This is a genomic window from Corynebacterium lemuris, assembly GCF_024919295.1.
Classification (GTDB): Bacteria; Actinomycetota; Actinomycetes; order Mycobacteriales; family Mycobacteriaceae; genus Corynebacterium; species Corynebacterium lemuris.
The window spans coordinates 174,834-193,415 of record NZ_JANWTC010000003.1; the positions used below are offsets into that span (position 1 = coordinate 174,834).

Below are 18,582 nucleotides of genomic sequence, written 5' to 3' on the forward strand. Positions count from 1 at the left end.
GGCTCCACATCGTTAGCCTGGGGGTATGAACGCACCACACCTCGACCACCCGTTCTCCGGGACATTTCCCGAGCTCGTCCACGCCGCCCAGGCAGAGGAGCAGCCTGATCCGCAGCTGCTCGTCCTGAATGAATCTCATGCCCGCGAGCTCGGCCTCGACCCGGACTGGCTGCGCAGTCCCGACGGGGTGGCCTTCCTGCTGGGCCACGGGGAGGGACCGACGGTGGCGATGGGCTATTCGGGGCACCAGTTCGGGCAGCTCTCCCCGCGGCTGGGTGACGGGCGGGCGCTGCTGCTCGGGGAGACCGCCGGCCGGGAGATCCACACCAAGGGCACCGGCCCGACGGTCTTCTCCCGGGGTGGCGACGGCCGGGGTGCGCTGGGGCCCATGCTGCGCGAATATCTGGTCTCCGAGGCGATGCATGCCCTGGGTGTGCCCACGACCCGCGGTCTGGCGGTGCTGTCGACCGGGCGGCGGATCCAGCGCACGGGGGTCGTGCCCGGCGCGGTGCTGGTACGCACGGCGGCGAGCCACCTGCGGATCGGCACCGTGCAGTATGCGCGGCTGTTGGGGGTTGAGGGTCTGGTGGAACGCCTGTGTACTTATGCACGTGAGCGCCACTACCCGGAGGTGGACACCCATGAGGGTTTCTTCCGTGCGGTGATGACATCCCAGTCGGAGACGGTCGCGAAATGGATGCGCCTGGGTTTCATCCACGGGGTGATGAACACCGACAACACCACCCTGTCCGGGGAGACCATCGACTACGGTCCGTGCGCCTTCCTGGACCGTTATGACCCGGCGATGTTCTTCAGCTCCATCGACAGACACGGCCGTTATGCCTTCCGCAACCAGCCCGCCATCCTCGGTTGGAACCTCGCCCGCCTGGCGGAGGCGATGCTCCCGCTTTTCGACGCCGATGAGAACGCGGCCGTCGATAAGGCGCAGGCCGCCATGAACGACTTCCCCGACGTGTGGGAGCAGGCGCAGCAGCGTGAGCTGGCGCGCGCCCTCGGCACGGCGGACACGGGGATCGGGCAGCGGTGGCTGCAACTGCTGGAGGAGCATGCCCCCGACCTGACCACCGTCAACCGCCTGCTCGTCGACGATCCCGGTGCGCTGGCGGAGATCGTCGGCTCCGAATGGGTCGCGGACTGGCAGGCGCTGGATCCAGAGGTGCCGGCACACCCGCACCACATCCCACGCAACCATCTGCTCGACGCCGCGCTCCGCGACGCCGAGTCCGGCGACCTCGGCCCCTACCTCGATCTGCTCACCGTGGTCACCGACCCCTTCACCGACCACGGTCGGACGTACCGGGGGCCCGCGCCGGAGGGCTTCGACGAGAGTTTCCGCACCTTCTGCGGCACCTAGAGTTCGTCGATGACGATCTTCTTCATCTCCATGAGGTTCGCGTAGGCGCCGGGGCGTTCCAGCAGATCGTTGAGGTTGTCGGGGGCGATCTGCCAGCTCACGCCGTAGCGGTCCTGGAGCCAGCCGCACTGTTCGGCCTCGGGCACCGCGGACAGCGCCTTCCAGAGGTGGTCGATCTCCTCCTGCCCGCGGGCGTTGAACAGCAGGGAGATACCCGGGGTGAAGGTGAAGGGCTGCTCAACGGCCGAGTCCATCGCGGTCAACCATTCCCCGCGGATCTGGAACTCCGAGAACATCACCGCATCGGTGGAGTCCTCGTAGTGGACGCGGTTGCCCACCGCAGCTTCCGGGAAGACGGAGGCGTAGAAGTCGACGGCCTCGTGCGCCTTGTTCTGGGCGGGACCGCAGAACATGAGGTTGGGGATGACGAAGGGGCGGGGCTCCCCCTCCGGGTCGGTGAGCATGAGCTGCCAGTTCACGCCGTAGCGGTCGGCGACCCAACCGTAGTGCGGGCTGAAGGGGTACTCACCGAGCTCCATGAGCACCCGGCCACCCTCGGTGAGGCGCGCCCAGGTGCGGTCGAGGTCACCGCGGGCGTCGTCACGCTGGCTGGGATCGAAGTTGAGGAAGAAGCTGATCGCCGGGGTAGGGGTGAATTCATCGCCCGCGTTGATCATCGCCAGCCGGTAACCGCCGATGTCGAATTCCACCGTCAGGGGCTGGCCGGCGAACTCCTCCTGGAAATCCAGCAGCCCCTCGGTGGGGTAGGTCCACCTCTCGACGACCGTGGTGTCGGGCAGAGCGGAGAGATAGAACTCCGTCGCATCATCGGCGACGCGGTTGATCCAGATGTGCGGGACGATCGTCTGCATGCGGTTTCCTTCCGCGATATATTAGGTGTGACGCACTTCACGATACGCCCGCTGGGGGCGCCTGCGCCAGAGCCCGGGAGGAACGATGGGCGACACCGCCATCACCACGAACAACCTGACGAAGACCTTCGGTTCCACCCGCGCCCTGGACGAATTCAACATCACCGTCCCCGTCGGTGAGGTCCGCGGCTTCCTCGGCCCCAACGGCTCCGGAAAATCCACCGCCATCCGGGTGCTGCTGGGTATGCTGCGCGCCACCTCCGGTTCCGCCCAGGTGCTCGGTATGGACCCGTGGCGGGACTCCGTCGCCCTGCACCACCGCCTCGCCTATGTCGCCGGGGACACCAGCCTGTGGCCCAGCCTCACCGGCGGTGAAGCCATCGACCTGCTCACCCGCCACCAACGCTCGGAGGCACAACGCCGCCGCCGGGCGGAACTCATCGACCGTTTCGAACTGGACCCCACGAAGAAGGCCCGCACCTACTCGAAGGGCAACCGGCAGAAGGTCGCGCTGGTCGCCGCGCTCTCCCTCGACGTCGACCTCTACCTGCTCGATGAACCCACCTCCGGTCTGGACCCGCTCATGGAGTCGATCTTCACGCAGGAGATCCGGCAGCTGCGCGACCAGGGCCGGACGGTTCTGCTGTCGAGCCACATCCTCGGGGAGGTGGAGAAACTCTGCGATTCGGTCACCATCATCCGGGCCGGCCGGGACGTTGAACACGGCACGCTCGCCGAACTGCGCCACCTCACCCGCTCCGCGGTGGCCGGCACCGTCACCAACGATCCGGCGCGCCTGACACAGATACCGGGGGTCCATGACCTCGCGGTCGATGGCGGCCGGGTGCGTTTCCAGGTCGAGGACCGCAACATCGATGACGTGCTGCGGGTTCTGCCGGAGCTGGGGGTGCAGAACCTGACGATCACTCCCCCATCCCTGGAGGACCTCTTCCTGCGGCACTACGGGAAGGTGGAACAGTGACCTCCCGGCTCGCCGGCACGGGGCAGCTGCTGCGCCTGTATCTCCGGCTGGACCGCTTTCGCCTGAGCGTATGGATCCTGGCGATCCTCGTCGTGGTCTGGGCCTCCGTTGACGCGCTCCAGGACACCCTCAGTGACCCGGAGTCGTTGCAGGCCCGCGCGATCCTGGGGGCCAACCCCGCCTCCATCATGATGACCGGCCCGCTGTTCACCGACAACTACAACTTCGGCACCATGGTGGCCAACGAGCTCTCCCTGTGGCTGCTGCTGCCCACCGCGATCATGGCCGTACTCTTCACCGTCCGGCACACCCGGACGGATGAGGAGTCCGGCCGGCTGGAGATGCTGCGTGCGCTCCCCCACGGCCGGTTGGCGGCCACCGCGGCGACCACGGTGCTGGTCGTCCTGGCCAGCAGTGCCCTGGGGGCGGCGACGACCATCGGTCTGCTCATCCCCGGGATGGCGGTGGCCGATTCGGTGGCCTTCGGCCTGGCGGTGGCTGTCACCGGTCTGGTCTTCGGTGCGGCCACGGCGGTGGCGGCACAGCTGACCAGCAGCGCCGGCACCGCGACGGGGTTGGGCATGTCCGCTATCGTGCTGGCTTTCCTCATCCGTGGGGTGGGGGATGTCATCGATAAGGAAGGCTCGTGGCTGTCCTGGTTCTCGCCCTTCGCCTGGGCACAGCAGACACGACTGTACAGCGACCTGCGCTGGTGGCCGCTGCTGATCTCCCTGGCGGTGGCGGTGGGACTGACCGTCCTGGCCCTGCGCCTGGCGGACAGCCGGGACCTGGGCGCGGGTATCGGCACCGACCGGCCCGGCCCCGCGGAGGCCGCGACGCGGCTGCTGTCCCCCGAGGGGCTGGCCTACCGCATGGAGACCCCCAAGTACCTCCTCTGGGGTGTAGGACTGCTCTTCTTCGCGGTGGCCTTCGGCAGCCTCGCCTCCGAACTGGACGGGGTCCTGGACGACGTACCCGCCCTCAACGAATGGGTCGAGATCGACCTGTCCGACCTGACCACCTCCTTCGGTTCCCTGGTGCTCAGCTACCTCAGCCTCGGGCCCGCGGTACTGCTGGTGACGTCGGTGCTCCGTCTGCGCCGGGAGGAACGCGAGGGCCGGCTCACGGCCCTGCTGCTCAGTGGTTTCTCCCGCCCCCGGGTACTCGCCGGCTGGTTCGCGGTGGCCGCCGTTGAGGCGGTGCTGCTGATGGTTGTCCTCGGTGCCGGCCTCGGCCTGGGGATGGTGTTCGGCTCCGGCGGGGGCGGCTGGAGCGGTGAGATGGCGCTCGCCTCCCTGGCCTACGTCCCCACCGTGCTGCTCCACGGTGCGATCAGTGCCCTGCTGCTGGGCTGGCTCCCCCGCCTGGCTGCATTGAGCTGGCTGGTGGTCTCCTGGTCCGCCCTGGTGCTCTTCCTCGGCCAGCTGCTCCGCCTGCCGGACTGGGCCATGGCTCTCTCGCCACTGTGGCACGCCCCCCTGGTGCCGGAGGCCAAACCCGACCCTGTGCCGCTGGCCGTCCTGGCCGCGCTCACGGTGGCCTTCCTGGCGCTCGGGCTGCTCGGTTTCCGACGCCGTGACATCGCCGAGGGCTGAAAAAGGGAAAGCCCCTCCGAAGAGGGGCTGATCCTGCTGGCGGAGACTACTTCTTTGCGTTCCTGGGGGCCAACTTGAGCGTCTTCTGGGAGTAGTCCCAGAGCTCGTCGAAGAGCTTGGTGTCGTCGCCCAGCTTCTTGCCGTAGGACGGGATCATCTCGTAGATCTTCGGACCCCAGTCGATCATGCGCTCACCGAAGCAACGCTCGAGCAGCTCGAGCATCGCGGCCGGAGCGATGGAGGCACCCGGGGAGGCACCCAGCAGGCCGGCGATGGAGCCGTCGCTGCCGTTGATCAGGGTGGTGCCGAACTCCAGGGAACCGAACCGCGGGGCGGCGGTCGGCTTGATCACCTGGACGCGCTGCCCGGCGACGACGGTCTCCCAGTCCTCGGCCTTTGCGGAGGGGACGTAGTCGCGCAGGTCGACGAGACGCTTCTCGAAGTCCTTGGCCACCTCAGAGATGAGGTACTTGGTCAGGGCGAACTCCTGGACGGCGACACCCAGGTAGGACGGGATGTTGTCCGGGCGGATCGACTTGAACAGGTCGAGGTAGGAACCCTCCTTGAGGAACTTGGGGGTCCAGCCGCCGTAGGGGCCGAAGAGCAGGCCCTTCTTGCCGTCGATGACGCGGGTGTCCAGGTGCGGGACGGACATCGGCGGGGCGCCGACCTTGGCCTTGCCGTAGACCTTGGCGTCGTGCTGATCGATGAGCTCCTGGTTGGTGGAGCGCAGCCACAGGCCGGAGACCGGGAAACCAGCGTAGCCGTTGACCTCGGGGACACCGGCCTTGCGCAGCAGGTCAAGGGCGTAGCCGCCGGCACCGACGAAGACGAACTTGGCCTTGACCACGGAGGTGTCACCGGTGTGGACGTTCTTGACGGTGACCTTCCAGGAGGAGCCCTGCTTCTTGAGGTCCTTGACCTCGTGACCGTAACGGACCTCGGTGCCGGAGGCCTCGGCGGCGGTGAGGAACTGGCGGGTCAGGGCGCCGAAGTTGACGTCGGTGCCCAGGTCCGTGCCGGAGTAGGCGACCTTCTCCTTCTCGAAGTCACGGCCCTCGGCCATGACCGGCAGGCGCTCGGCGAACTTGGCGTCGTCATCGACGAACTCCATGCCCGGGAAGAGGATGCTCTCCTTGAGCGCCTCGTGGCGGCGGCGCAGGTAATCCACCTGGTCATCACCTTGGGCGAAGGCCAGGTGCGGAACCGGGGCGATCCAGTCGCTCGGGTCATCCAGCACACCGTTGTCGACCTGGTGGGACCAGAACTGGCGGGAGACCTGGAACTTCTCGTTGATGTCGATCGCCTTGGACAGGTCGATCTGGCCGTTCTTCTCCGGCGTGTAGTTCAGCTCGCAGAGTGCCGAGTGTCCGGTTCCGGCGTTGTTCCACGGGGAGGAGGACTCCAGAGCGGGTCCGTCGAGCCGCTCGAAGATCATCTGGGACCAGCTGGGTTCCAGCTCACGGATCATGGCACCCAGGGTGGCGCTCATGACACCCGCGCCGACGAGGACGACATCGACCTCGTCAGTGACCTTGGCAGCGTTCGTTTTGTCAGTGGACACCTTGCATTACCTCATTCGTCGTCGAAGGTTGTGGCCCTCACCGGGCGGCGGCTGACTTCCCGGCGGGCGGGACAATATCGGGTGCGGCCTCTCCGTCCTCGGCGGGAATCCGCTCCCCTTGTCCGGCAACCAGACAGCTTACGCCCTGGCCATGCTGGGGGTGGGCAGAAGGTCCGTATTTAGTGAACTTGCCGACACTCCACACTCCCCCGCACATTGCCCCCGGCCGGTTCTAGACTGGGGTGCATGACCGTAGCTGACATCTCCGACTGGTACGAGGACCTCCTGGGCCCGGACTTCCACGCCCGCGACATCAACCTGGGGCCCGACCCCGAGGGCGAGGGGGACATCGTGGCGACGTTGGTGCGGTACGGGGAACCGGCGGCGTCGAGAAGCGCCGTCCTGTGGGTGCACGGGATGACCGACTACTTCTTCCATGAACACGTCGCCCGCGCCCTCGATGAGGCGGGTTACGCCTTCTATGCGCTGGACCTGCGCAAATGCGGGCGCTCCTGTCAGGAGGGCCAGCGCTGGCACTACAGCACCGACTTCCGGCACTATTTCGCTGAGCTGACCGTCGCCCTGGACCTGGTCACGGCGGAACACCCGGAGGTCATCCCCATCGCGCACTCCACCGCCGGGATGATCGTCCCCCTGTGGGCGGCGCATCTCGCCCGCAATGACTCCGCCCGTCACGCGAAACTCGGCGGGCTGATCCTCAACTCCCCCTGGCTGGACATGATGTACCCGAAGCCGTTGGTGAGGGTGCTCCGGCCCATCGTCGACATCCTGGGCCGGGTGGCACCGGGTGTGGAGATCCCCGGCGGCAACCTCGGTGCCTACGGCATGTCGATCCACCGCGAGCACCACGGCGACTGGGATTTCGACGTCACCTTCAAGCCGGTGCGCGGCCACCGGAAGTACCTGGGCTGGCTGCGCGAGGTACTGCGGTCCCAGGCCCGCATCCACCGCAACGAGATCGACGTGGGCGTGCCGGTACTGACCCTGTGTTCCGCGGAGTCCCGGTTGGGCAGGCCGTACTCCGATGAGAGCACCGGGGTGGACACCGTCCTGGACACCGCGCAGATCCAGCGGTGCGCCCCGCAACTGGGTGAGGAGGTGACGGTGCATCCGGTCGAGGGCGCGCTGCACGATGTGTTCCTCTCGAAGCCGGGACCACTGGCGGAAGCACTGGGCACGACCATCGACTGGTTGAGGCGCAGGTAGACTCTCCGGTTGACCCCATCCATCATCCGTCGAGCCGAGGAGCCTACCCACCCATGACTGCTGACCTGAAGGTCGACCAGCACTATGACCTGATCATCATCGGCACCGGTTCGGGTAACTCCATCCCCGGTCCGGAATTCGATGATCTCTCGATCGCCATCGTGGAAAAGGGCACCTTCGGCGGCACCTGCCTCAACGTCGGCTGCATCCCGACGAAGATGTTCGTCCACGCCGCCGACACCGCCCTGGCGACGCGGGAGGCCGGGAGGCTGGGACTGAGCGCACAGACCTACCACGTGGACTGGCCGGGCATCGTCTCCCGCGTCTTCGACCAGCGCATCGACCTGATCGCCGAGGGCGGCGAGGCCTACCGCCGTGGCCCGGAGACCCCGAACATCGATGTCTACGACCAGCACGCCAGCTTCGTGGGCGAGCGCACCATCCGCACCGGTGAGCACGTCATCTCCGGTGACCGTGTCATCATCGCCGCCGGTTCCCGCCCGATGATCCCCGAGGCCATCACCGAATCCGGTGTGCATTTCCACACCAACGAGGACATCATGCGTCTGCCGCAGCAGCCGCAGTCGATCATCATCGTCGGTGGCGGTTTCATCGCCATGGAGTTCGCGCACGTCTTCGACGCCCTGGGCACCAAGGTGCACGTCATCAGCCGTTCCGCCCTCATGCGGCGCATCGACGCCGACCTCGGCTCCCGCATCAACGACCTCGCAGTCAAGCGTTACGACGTCCGCATCGGCCGCACCGTCGCCGACGCTGTGCAGAGCCATGACGGCATCACCGTCACGCTTGACGACGGCGGCTCCATCACCGCCGACGTCCTCCTCGTCGCCACGGGCCGCACCCGCAACGGCGACCAGATGGACCTCGACCGCGGCGGCATCGAGATGACCGACGACGGCCGCATCAGCGTCGACGAGTACGGCCGCTCCACCTCCGCTGAGGGCGTGTGGGCCCTGGGTGACATCTCCTCCCCCTTCATGCTCAAGCATGTGGCCAACGCTGAGATGCGGGCCGTGCGCCACAACCTGCTGCACCCCGACCACCTGCAGAAGATGCCGCACGACCACGTCCCCTCCGCAGTGTTCACCAACCCGCAGATCGCCACCGTCGGCCTCACCGAGCGTGAGGCCCGCACGGCCGGCCACAACATCACCGTGAAGCTCCAGAAGTACGGCGACGTCGCCTACGGCTGGGCGATGGAGGACACCACCGGCATCGTCAAGCTCATCGCCGACAAGGACACCGGCAAGCTACTGGGTGCCCACTACCTCGGCCCCCAGGCCTCGACCCTGATCCAGCAGATGATCACCGTCATGGCCTTCGATCTCGACGTCCGCGAGGTGGCCACCAAGCAGTACTGGATCCACCCGGCCCTGCCCGAGGTCACCGAGAACGCTCTGCTGGGCCTGGAGTTCTGACGCTTCCCAGTGCCTGTGGGCACCGTTTCCTGTTAAATGGAAATGGTGCCCATTTTCATTAAATAACACCCCCTGAACTGCATATTCACCGTCGGTTGACCCCGAAGTTCACCCCCGTGTCCCGGTCATGGTCTAGCGTCGGAATCGAACGGATAAGCGACGGATGTTCGACAGGGGGTGACCACGATGCAACCGTCATGGAGCGTGCTCAACGAAGACGACCCACACGCGGTGGCCCGGACCATCAACACCGCCGGCAACTACCGGTTCTGGCGGGCCATCCAACCCACCGACGAGCAGTTGGACACCGTCGACTGGACCACCCTGCTCGCCGGACTAACCCGTTCCACCGGCATCGAAGCCCCTCGCCTGACCGCCTATCTCGACGCCCTGACCACCCTCGACCAACTCCCCCGCCTACGCACACTTGTGGAGGCCACGTGGGTGCTCGACATGGACTACCTGCGCATCATCGACCGCGCCGCCGCACGCGCCCCGCTACGCCTGCAGGACGACCCCTACTTCTGGGAGACCCTCGACGAGGTCCTGGTCGAGCGCCTGTCTACACCCCGCAGGGCGCATCAGCTGCTGCTTAAGCCCGGGGCCATCCGGCAGGTCGTGGCCACCACCATCACCACCGTGCAGACCGCCGATGATCATCCTGCCTGGCCACCGGTACCGGAGCCTGACCCACCACCGGAATCAGAGCCAGGGGACAACTCTGAGAAGAATTCTGAAGGGGAGGCCGGGGAGGACGATTCCGAGGGGAACGTCGGGACGGAGGGCCCTGAAGGAGATTCCGACGCCGACAGCGAGGGGAACCACACCAACGACGGGGATGAGGGGACTGCGGACCGACCGCAGCCGTGCCTCGACCCGGCAGAGCTCATGCGGTCCCTCCCACCCCTGGAAGGCACCCCGGCACCGGGCCTGTGGATCGACACCGAGGACAACGGCACCCTCCGCTTCGAGTTGTCGGTGGATCAGGCCACCGGCACACTCATCAGGGATGCGGTGTGGCAGGTCGCCAGATCAGCCAAGATCAGTCAGGCCAGGGCCATGGTCATGCTGCTGCTGGGCCAGGCCACCACCAGTGTCACCACGCACCTCTACACCGCGAAGGATGTTGCTGATGCGCCGGTGTTCCACCCCCTGGCCGGGGTGCTCACCGAGCAGGCAGCACAGCGCCTGCTGGACATCTCAACGAAGACCACCGACATGGATGCTGCGGCCGGTGCCTACACCCCGTCGTACACCCCCACCGACACCATCCGGGCCTACCTCGTCGGCCGGGATTGGGCCTGCCGCTGGCCGGGCTGTTCCGCACCCGCGGTCAAGGTCGACAACGACCACCGCATCAACCACCACGAGGGTGGGCCCACGACAGCGGCGAACATGGTGATGCTGTGCCGGCACCACCACAACCGGAAGACCGATGTCCAGGCCCAGTATCTGCTGGACCCGGTGACCGGGGATGTATTCTGGCTGTTCGCCGACGGTACCTGGGCGGTGGACCATGCCGAAGGTCCGCTGGCACCTGCGGAGAAGCACTGGGTGCAGACCTACGCGCAGCGCCGGAAACGCCGGGCGGAGCGGGCTGCAGCGCGGGCCGCAGCAGCGGAGTTCGAGGACTACCAGGAAGGTGCTGAGCAGCGGGCCGAGGCCCACGGCCGGCTGGAGGAGGCCATGGCACAGACCGACACTGATCCGGGCCGGGCCCCACCCGAGTAACAGCTGCACCCCGGGCACCTGGAGGATGACCCGGGGTGGGAGGAGCATCGATAAGAGGGGGCCCCGAGGATTATCTAGTCCTCGTCCGGCAGGGTGAGGATCTCGTTGCCGTCCTCGGTGATGACGATGGTGTGCTCGAACTGGGCGGTGAACTGGCCGTCCGAGTTCTGCACGGTCCAGTCGTCGTCCCAGATGGTGTAGTCGAGGCTGCCCAGGTTGATCATGGGTTCGATGGTCAGGGTCATGCCCGGCTCGAGGATGTCGCGGTACATCATGGAGTCGTAATGCAGCACCACCAGTCCGTTGTGGAAGGTGGGGCCGACACCGTGGCCGGTGAAGTCGCGGACGACGTTGTAGCCGAAGCGGTTGGCGTAGGACTCGATGACCCGGCCGATGACGTTGACCTCGCGGCCCGGCTTGGCGGCGCGGATGCCGCGCATCATGGCTTCCTCGGTGCGCTCGACGAGCAGGCGGTGCTCCTCGGAGACATTGCCGGCGAGGAAGGTGGCGTTGGTGTCGCCGTGGACACCGTTCTTGTAGGCGGTGACGTCGACGTTGACGATGTCACCGTCCTCGAGGACGGTGGTGTCGGGGATGCCGTGGCACACGATCTCGTTGAGGGAGGTGCAGCAGGACTTGGTGAAGCCTCGGTAGCCCAGCGAGGAGGGGTAGGCATTGTGGTCGAGCATGTACTCGTGGGCGATGCGGTCGAGTTCATCGGTGGTCACGCCGGGGACGACGGCCTTGCCGACCTCCTTGAGTGCGTTGGCCGCGATCTTCGAGGTCTCGCGCAGCGCCTCAATGACCTCGGGGGTCTGGACGAAGGGCTCGCCGATGTTCTCCTGGACCGTCTCCTTCCACGCGTACTCGGGACGCTCGATGTGGTCCGGGACTGAGCGGATGGGGGTGGGCTTACCGGGGACAAGAAGGGCACGTTTCGACATGCCTGACATGGTAGTCCCCTACCCTGCCATCACTGGAACGCGGTCTGCGCGCATCCCGTCGAGGTTGAGGAAGAAGCGGTCGGTGATAGCGGTCGCGGTCTCGGACCCGCCGCCCAGAACAACCAGGGTGGCGAAGGCGATGTCGTCGTCGCGGTAGCCGGCGAACCAGGCGTGTGAGCCTTCATTGATCTCAGCCTCACCCGTCTTGCCGTACAACGCGCCGGAGGCCTGCATGCCGCGGGCGGTGCCGGAGGTGACCACGGACCGCATCATCTGGCGCACCTGGTCGATGACCTCCGGCTCCGGGGCGGGGACCTCCTCGCTGGCGGTGGTCTCGTGGCCCTCGATGAGCACCGGCAGGGGGGTGGAACCGTTGGCTGCGGTGGCGGCGACGAGGGCGAGGCCGAAGGGGCTGGCCAGGTCGAGGCCCTGGCCGTAACCGGCCTCGGTGCGGTCCAGCGGGGTCTCGCCGACGGGGACGGAGCCGGTGACGGTGTGCAGGCCGGGGATGTCGTAGTCGACGCCGAGGCCGAACTGCTTGGCGGTCTCGGTGAGTTCGCCGGGGGCGAGGTTGGTGGAGATGTCGGCGAAGGTGGTGTTGCAGGAGGAGGCGAAGGCGCGTTCCAGCGGCACGTTGCCCAGTGCGAACTGGTTGTAGTTGATGACGACGCGTCCGTAGAGGTTCATCGAGCCGGGGCAGGGCACGATGGAGCCGGTGTTCAGCCCCTGGCGGTCCAGGCCGGCGGCGGCGGTGATGATCTTGAATACGGAGCCTGGCGGGTACAGGCCGGAGAGCGCGACGTCGCCCTTCTCGTCGGCGGCCTTCGTCTGGGCGACGGCCAGCACCTGGCCGGTGGAGGGGCGGATCGCGACGAGCATGGCCTGGGAGTTGGCGCGCAGGTCGACGGCCTCCTGGGCGGCGCGCTGGATGTCGTGGTCGAGGCCGATGCGGATGGCGGGAGCGGGCTGGGCGGGGTGGTACTCGACATCGTCGATGGGTGAGCCGTGTTCGTTGACGGCGGTGACGCGCCAGCCGTTGGCGCCGTCGAGATCCTCCGCGACGATGGTGGACACACGCGCCATGATGTCGGGGGCGAAACCGGGGTCGAGGTTGACCATGGCGGCTTCGTCGTTGACGATGACACCCGCCACGCCGGCGAGTTCCTCGGCGACACGTGCCCCCTCGACCTGGTTGACCATGGTGACGGAGTAGATGCCGCTGGCGCGGTCGAGCTGTTCGGTGAGTTCAGCGGCGTCGATAAGCGGGACCGTTTCGTCGCGGCCGTGGGCGGCGTTCACGGAGGCGGCGATGGACGCGGCGACGGGGCGGACATCATCGACCTGGTCCGTGTCGACCAGCACCCGCCACATGGTGCCCGGCTGGAGGATCTCCACGCCGTCGGAGCTGACCACACTCGCGCGTTCCGCGGTGACGGGATGCAGCTCGAGGTGCTGGTTGGCGCCGAGGCTCGGGTGCAGGAGGGTGGGCTGCCAACGGACGGTCCACTCCTCCCCCGTCTTCGTCAGGGTGAGGGCGGTGTCGTAGGTGAGACTGCGCTCGCGCGGCAGCTGCCAGTCGAGGGTGTACTGCGCGGTGGCGATGTTCTCCCGCACGTCAACATCCCCGAGGGTGGCGGTCAGGGATTCCGCCTGGAGGCCGTCCCAGGTGGAGTTGATCACCGACTGGGCGGTGGCGGGGATGTCGATGAGCTCACCGATGTTCTCGGTGTCGCGCGCCGCCAGCGCCTCGAGGAAGTCCTCGGCGACGGGGGCGGCCTCGACCGGCTTCGGTGTGCAGGAGACCAGCGCGAAGCAGGTGGCCACGGCCGTCAGCATCCCCACCAGTGTCCTTGCGCTCCCTGTCATGGAAGGCAGGTTAACAGGCGGGGAGCTTATCGACGCCCAGGCGCGCCCCTACTGGGTGACCTTGACCTCCGCCTTCGTCCCTTCGATCTCCTCGAGGCCCTGCTCCTCTGCGATGCGCAGGGCCTCCTCGATGAGGGTCTGGACGATCTGGGACTCCGGCACCGTCTTGATGACCTCACCCTTGACGAAGATCTGGCCCTTACCGTTGCCGGAGGCCACGCCCAGGTCGGCGTCGCGTGCCTCGCCGGGGCCGTTGACGACGCAGCCCATCACCGCGACACGCAGCGGGAACTCCATGCCCTCCAGGCCGGCGGTGACCTCCTCGGCGAGCTTGTACACGTCGACCTGTGCACGGCCGCAGGAGGGGCAGGACACGATCTCCAGCTTGCGGGGGCGCAGGTTCATCGACTGGAGGATCTGGTCACCGACCTTGATCTCCTCCACCGGGTCCGCGGACAGTGAGACGCGGATGGTGTCGCCGATGCCCTGGGAGAGCAGCGCGCCGAAGGCCACGGAAGACTTGATGGTGCCCATGAACTTCGGGCCGGCCTCGGTCACACCCAGGTGCAGCGGATAGTCGCACTGCTCGGCGAGCTGGCGGTAGGCCTCGACCATGAGGACCGGGTCGGAGTGCTTGACGGAGATCTTGATGTCTCCGAAGCCGTGCTCCTCGAACAGGCTGGCCTCCCAGAGCGCGGATTCGACGAGGGCCTCCGGGGTGGCCTTGCCGTGGTACTTGTCCAGGATGCGCTTGTCCAGGGAGCCGCCGTTGACGCCGATGCGGATGGGGATGCCGGCGTCACCGGCCGCCTTGGCGACCTCCTTGACGCGGCCGTCGAATTCCTTGATGTTTCCCGGGTTGACACGCACGGCGGCACAGCCGGCGTCGATGGCGGAGAAAATGTACTTCGGCTGGAAGTGGATGTCGGCGATCACCGGGATCGGGGACTTCTTCGCGATGATCGGCAGCGCCTCGGCGTCGATGGTCTTCGGGCAGGCGACGCGTACGATGTCGCAGCCGGAGGCGGTCAGCTGGGCGATCTGCTGGAGGGTGGCGTTGATGTCGTGGGTCTTGGTGGTCGTCATGGACTGCACCGAGATCGGATGGTCCGAGCCGACGCCGACGTTGCCGACCATCAGCTGGCGGGTTTTCCGGCGCGGCGCCAGAACGGGCGGCGGGGAGGCCGGGAGTCCAAGTCCGATGGAGGTCGACACGTTACTTAATTCTCCTCAGGGTTCGGGTCAGGGGATGCCTCATACTCTAGCCGAACAAGCGCACAGGATTAACTACGTCAGCGACGATGACCATCAGCCCCACCGTGAGCAGGGCGGCGGCCATCGCGTAGGTCAGCGGCAGCAGCTTCTCGTAGTTCGCGGGGCCGGCCGGGGCCAGTCCACGCAGGCGGCGGAAGAAGTCACGGACCTTCTCCCACAGCACCACGGCGATGTGTCCGCCGTCGAGAGGCGGCAGCGGCACGATGTTGAACAGGGCGAGGAAGAAGTTCAGGGAGGCGAGCATCAACCAGAACATCTCCCACAGGGAACGCTCCACCAGTTCCCCGCCGACACGCGAGGCGCCCACCACGCTCATGGGCCCCTCCATGTCGCGTTCCGCGCCGAAGATGGAGGCCACCACGCCGGGGATCTTCGACGGGAAGGCCATGAGCCCCTGGACCGTGCCCTCCAGCAGCGTGCCGGTGAAGGAGAAGGTCGCGCCGACGGCCTCGACGGGGCCGTAGTTGATGATCGTGTTCTCCAGCGGGGCGTTGGTCAGGCCGACAGCACCCGCCTCGTAGGGGCGGCCCTCGGCATCCAGGCGAGTGACGGAACTCACCGGCACGGTGATGTCCAGGACCTCACTGTCGCGTTCGACAGTGAGCACGACGTCCTCGCCGGGCATGGTGAGAACCTTGTCACGCAGCTGTCCGAAATCAGCGAGTTCCTCGCCGTCGAGCGCGAGCACCCGGTCACCGACCGCGACGCCGGCCTGCCCGGCGGGGCCGGTGCCGGTGCAGGTGGCCAGCGTCTGGGCGTCGAGCTGGTCGGAGACGCAGCTGACCTCTCCCACCGTCGGCGTGGTGTCGACGTCGGGGTTGGGCAGGCCACTGCTCACGGCGATGCCGTAGATGATGATGATGCCGATCAGGACGTTGGTGATCACACCGCCGGAGAGCACGATCACCCGCTGCCACCACGGCTTGTTCACCATGGCGTGCGGGGCCTCCTCCGCGGTGACCGGGTCCTGCGCGGTCATGCCGGCGATGTCGCAGAAGCCACCGAAGGGCAGTGCGGCCAGGCCGTAGGTGGTGTGTCCCCGCCTGAACGAGAACACCGTCGGCCCGAAGCCGATGAAGTAGCGGCGGACCCGCATGCCGAAGGCACGGGCGGTCAACATGTGGCCTGCCTCATGCAGCGCGATGGTCACCGCGATGCCGAGGGCGAACAGGACCACGCCGAGCAGGTAGGCGCCCACGAATCTCCTCTAGAGCTTGTTGACGATCGCGTTGGCCCGCGCCCGGGCCTCCCGCTCCACCGCCAGAATGTCGTCGACGCTAGAGGGTACACCAGCGAACTGCCCGGCCTCCGCGAGGACCTCGGCAACGGTGTCGACGATCTGGGGGAAGCGGATCCGGCCCTGCAGGAAAGCGGCGGCCGCCTCCTCGTTGGCGGCGTTGTAGACCGCGGGGAAGGTGCCCCGCTGCTTTGCGACGTCGCGTGCGAGCTGCACCGCGGGGAAGGCGACACCGTCCAGCGGTTCAAAACGCCAGTCATGCGCCCGGCTGAAATCGAGCGCCGGCTGGGCCTGTGGCACCCGGTGAGGCCAGTTCATGGCCAGGGCGATGGGCAGTTTCATCGACGGCGGGGAGGCCTGGGCGATGGTGCCGCCGTCGGTGAAGGTGACCATGGAGTGGATGATCGACTGCGGGTGGACGGTGACGTCGATGCGTTCGGCCGGAATACCGAAGAGTAGGGTCGCCTCGATGAGCTCCAGGCCCTTGTTGACCATCGTCGCGGAGTTGAGGGTGTTCATCTGCCCCATCGACCAGGTCGGATGCGCCGCTGCCTGCGCCGGGGTGACGTCCCACATGCGCGCGCGGTCCCAGCCGCGGAAGGGCCCGCCGCTGGCGGTGAGCACCAGCCGGTCGACCTCTCCCCCGGTACCCGAGCGCAGGCACTGGGCCATGGCGGAGTGCTCCGAGTCGACGGGCACGATCTGCCCCGGCGCCGCGGCCGCCATGACCAGGTCACCTCCGGCGACCAGGGATTCCTTGTTCGCCAGCGCCAGGACCGCACCGACCTCGATCGTGGCCAGCGTGGCCGCCAGGCCGAGGGAACCGACCAACGCGTTGAGGACGGTGTCGGCCGCCACCTCCCGGACGAGCCGTTCCGCGGCGCCCGGCCCGGCGATGACCGGGCCGCCCAGTTCACGGCCCACCGTGTATGCGGCCTGTTCGTCGGCGACAGCGACCTGTTTCGGGCCCAGGCCCAGCTGCCGGGCCTGGGTGATGATCAGTGCCGGATCCGAGCCACCGGCGGCGATGCCGGTCACCTCGAAGAAGCCGGGATTGTCCGCCACGACCTCGAGGGCCTGGGTCCCGATCGAACCCGTCGAACCGAGAAGGAGAATGCGCCTGGGGGAATCATCCGTGTTAGTCACGCACCCTATTCTGTCACCAGCTTGTTACGGGGGTGTCTTCTCGCACCCGGATGAACTATGTGCAAGGATATGTGGAGAAGAAACTGTCGCAGAAACGTGCCCGGCGCCCGGTTGATGGGTGCTGCACACGTTCATGAGAAGGAGAAGAACGTGGCTGCTTCCCACGAGATCGTGCCCGAGGTCCACAACGGAACCTCCACCCTGGATGTGCCGTCTGCTGCCGTAGGTTGGAGCGAGCTCTCCCGCACCACCGTCCAGGTTTCGGGCTGGGTTTCCGTGTTGATCCTCCTGGGCTACAACTTCGGTAACCACGAGGGCCACGTCGAGACCATCTGGCTGCTGGTTCTGGCCTCCCTCGTCGCGATCGGCCTGCTGATCCACCTCTTCGAGCCGAAGCTCAACCAGGTCCGCACCCTGTCCTCCCGCAACCAGCCGGTGGGCCACAAGGAGCCCGAGTGGGCCTACGACCAGAAGACCCTCTCTGGTGCCTACTCCAGCCTGACCGACTCCCAGCTGATCGCGCTGAACATCGACCCGGCCCGCGTCCGGCACCTGCGCGAGCTCGACGTCGAGCGTTCCTGACCGGACACTCCGAAAAGCGCCCTCCCGCGAACGGGAGGGCGCTTTCGTTTGTTGGCCCGGGATTGAGCTGGAGAAACTGGGCCACACCGTTCAATCCCGGTGGTTCGCCTGCGCCGCATTCCTGTCCTGTCAGGCCTGGCGGTGGCCCGGGAGGTGAGCCTGCTCCCCACCGTGATCGAGGATGGTGAGCAGCTCTGCGGGGCCTCCCTGGGCCTCGAGCCGGTGCGGGGTCATTGTCGAGAACTCGACAGCCTGGCCCGGGTACACCAAAATCGACCTCGTGCCGAGCTGAAGCCTGACAGTGCCGCTGAGCACAGTGAACCACTCATACCCGGGATGAACCTGGGGGTCATTATCTGCACGGTCTTCGGTGATCCTCATTTTAGCGATGGTGACACCCCGTCGATCACGCTCGCGGGAAAGCAGCCAGAACGTCGTTCCGCCGTTCGATTCTGGCGTGGGGCGAATGACGACATCCTCATCGCCCTCTGGTTCCACGAGTTGGTCCAGCGAGATACCCAGCGCCTTCGCAATCGACACGAGCTGCTCGAGCCCGAGCCTCTGCCGGCCGGTCTCAATGCGGCTGAGAGTCGATGGTGAGAGATGACAGCGCGAAGCGAGCGCATCAAGCGTCCAATTACGAGCCAGACGTAGACCGCGAATGCGCTGTCGGACGATCAATTCCGTATCTTCTTGCACCATACGCAAGAGCATATCCGATTTGAGGGATTCTCCGTTACAGTTTGC

Annotated in this window: 15 protein-coding genes; 7 read left to right on the top strand and 8 right to left on the bottom strand. The window is 66.9% G+C overall.

Features of this window, described 5'->3' with window-relative positions; translation table 11 throughout:
- Positions 1-25 precede the first annotated feature (25 nt).
- Positions 26-1,375 (top strand): protein adenylyltransferase SelO, encoded by a 1,350-nt coding sequence (locus NYP18_RS06125; RefSeq protein ID WP_259427281.1) that lies wholly within the window; start codon positions 26-28, stop codon positions 1,373-1,375.
- Here NYP18_RS06125 and NYP18_RS06130 read toward each other — a convergent pair.
- Positions 1,372-2,247 (bottom strand): VOC family protein, encoded by an 876-nt coding sequence (locus NYP18_RS06130; RefSeq protein WP_259427282.1) that lies wholly within the window; start codon positions 2,245-2,247, stop codon positions 1,372-1,374. The two genes, NYP18_RS06125 and NYP18_RS06130, sit on opposite strands and share 4 nt — an antisense overlap.
- A gap of 85 nt (positions 2,248-2,332) precedes the next feature.
- Here NYP18_RS06130 and NYP18_RS06135 point away from each other — a divergent pair, with 85 nt between their 5' ends.
- Both NYP18_RS06135 and NYP18_RS06140 read left to right on the top strand, forming a co-directional pair.
- A complete protein-coding gene (locus tag NYP18_RS06135; protein ID WP_259427283.1) occupies positions 2,333-3,229 on the top strand; it encodes an ABC transporter ATP-binding protein in 897 nt (298 codons plus the stop codon).
- Positions 3,226-4,824, top strand: coding sequence for an ABC transporter permease (locus tag NYP18_RS06140; RefSeq protein WP_259427284.1), 1,599 nt, complete (start codon positions 3,226-3,228; stop codon positions 4,822-4,824). The genes NYP18_RS06135 and NYP18_RS06140 overlap by 4 nt, the downstream gene beginning before the upstream one ends.
- A gap of 46 nt (positions 4,825-4,870) precedes the next feature.
- Here NYP18_RS06140 and mqo read toward each other — a convergent pair whose 3' ends face one another.
- Complete coding sequence (gene mqo / locus NYP18_RS06145; protein WP_259427285.1) at positions 4,871-6,388, bottom strand: malate dehydrogenase (quinone); 1,518 nt, start codon at positions 6,386-6,388, stop codon at positions 4,871-4,873.
- A 246-nt stretch (positions 6,389-6,634) separates the two neighbouring features.
- Between mqo and NYP18_RS06150 the strand changes: the two genes are divergently transcribed.
- The 3 genes from NYP18_RS06150 (at position 6,635) to NYP18_RS06160 (ending at position 10,785) form a co-directional block, all read left to right on the top strand.
- On the top strand, positions 6,635-7,615 hold the full coding sequence (locus NYP18_RS06150) for an alpha/beta fold hydrolase (protein WP_259427286.1): 981 nt from the start codon (positions 6,635-6,637) through the stop codon (positions 7,613-7,615).
- Positions 7,616-7,668: 53 nt separating this feature from the next.
- Positions 7,669-9,054, top strand: a complete 1,386-nt coding sequence (gene mtr / locus NYP18_RS06155; RefSeq protein ID WP_259427287.1) for a mycothione reductase — start codon at positions 7,669-7,671, stop codon at positions 9,052-9,054.
- Positions 9,055-9,258: 204 nt separating this feature from the next.
- Positions 9,259-10,785 carry an HNH endonuclease signature motif containing protein gene (locus NYP18_RS06160; RefSeq protein WP_259427288.1) on the top strand — a complete coding sequence of 509 codons (1,527 nt, stop codon included), beginning with the start codon at positions 9,259-9,261 and terminating at the stop codon, positions 10,783-10,785.
- 74 nt (positions 10,786-10,859) lie between these two features.
- Here NYP18_RS06160 and map read toward each other — a convergent pair whose 3' ends face one another.
- Genes map through dxr form a run of 5 tightly spaced genes read right to left on the bottom strand, consistent with a single transcriptional unit; the run spans position 10,860 to position 17,253 of the window.
- Entirely contained in the window at positions 10,860-11,729 is an 870-nt protein-coding gene (gene map / locus NYP18_RS06165) for a type I methionyl aminopeptidase (protein ID WP_259427289.1), read from the bottom strand.
- A gap of 18 nt (positions 11,730-11,747) precedes the next feature.
- Positions 11,748-13,595, bottom strand: a complete 1,848-nt coding sequence (locus tag NYP18_RS06170) for a penicillin-binding transpeptidase domain-containing protein (protein WP_259427290.1) — start codon at positions 13,593-13,595, stop codon at positions 11,748-11,750.
- Between the two features lie 48 nt (positions 13,596-13,643).
- The gene (ispG, locus tag NYP18_RS06175; protein ID WP_259427291.1) at positions 13,644-14,810 is read right to left on the bottom strand and encodes a flavodoxin-dependent (E)-4-hydroxy-3-methylbut-2-enyl-diphosphate synthase; all 1,167 of its coding nucleotides are present in this window, start codon (positions 14,808-14,810) and stop codon (positions 13,644-13,646) included.
- 46 nt (positions 14,811-14,856) lie between these two features.
- Entirely contained in the window at positions 14,857-16,068 is a 1,212-nt protein-coding gene (locus NYP18_RS06180; protein ID WP_259427292.1) for a M50 family metallopeptidase, read from the bottom strand.
- A gap of 9 nt (positions 16,069-16,077) precedes the next feature.
- Entirely contained in the window at positions 16,078-17,253 is a 1,176-nt protein-coding gene (gene dxr, locus NYP18_RS06185; protein ID WP_259427293.1) for a 1-deoxy-D-xylulose-5-phosphate reductoisomerase, read from the bottom strand.
- A gap of 114 nt (positions 17,254-17,367) precedes the next feature.
- On the opposite strand from dxr, the gene NYP18_RS06190 reads away from it, so the two are divergent.
- Entirely contained in the window at positions 17,368-17,835 is a 468-nt protein-coding gene (locus NYP18_RS06190; protein WP_259427294.1) for a DUF2631 domain-containing protein, read from the top strand.
- 129 nt (positions 17,836-17,964) lie between these two features.
- Here the strand turns inward: NYP18_RS06190 and NYP18_RS06195 are convergent, their stop codons facing one another.
- Positions 17,965-18,537 (bottom strand): XRE family transcriptional regulator, encoded by a 573-nt coding sequence (locus NYP18_RS06195; protein WP_259427295.1) that lies wholly within the window; start codon positions 18,535-18,537, stop codon positions 17,965-17,967.
- Positions 18,538-18,582: the final 45 nt, after the last annotated feature.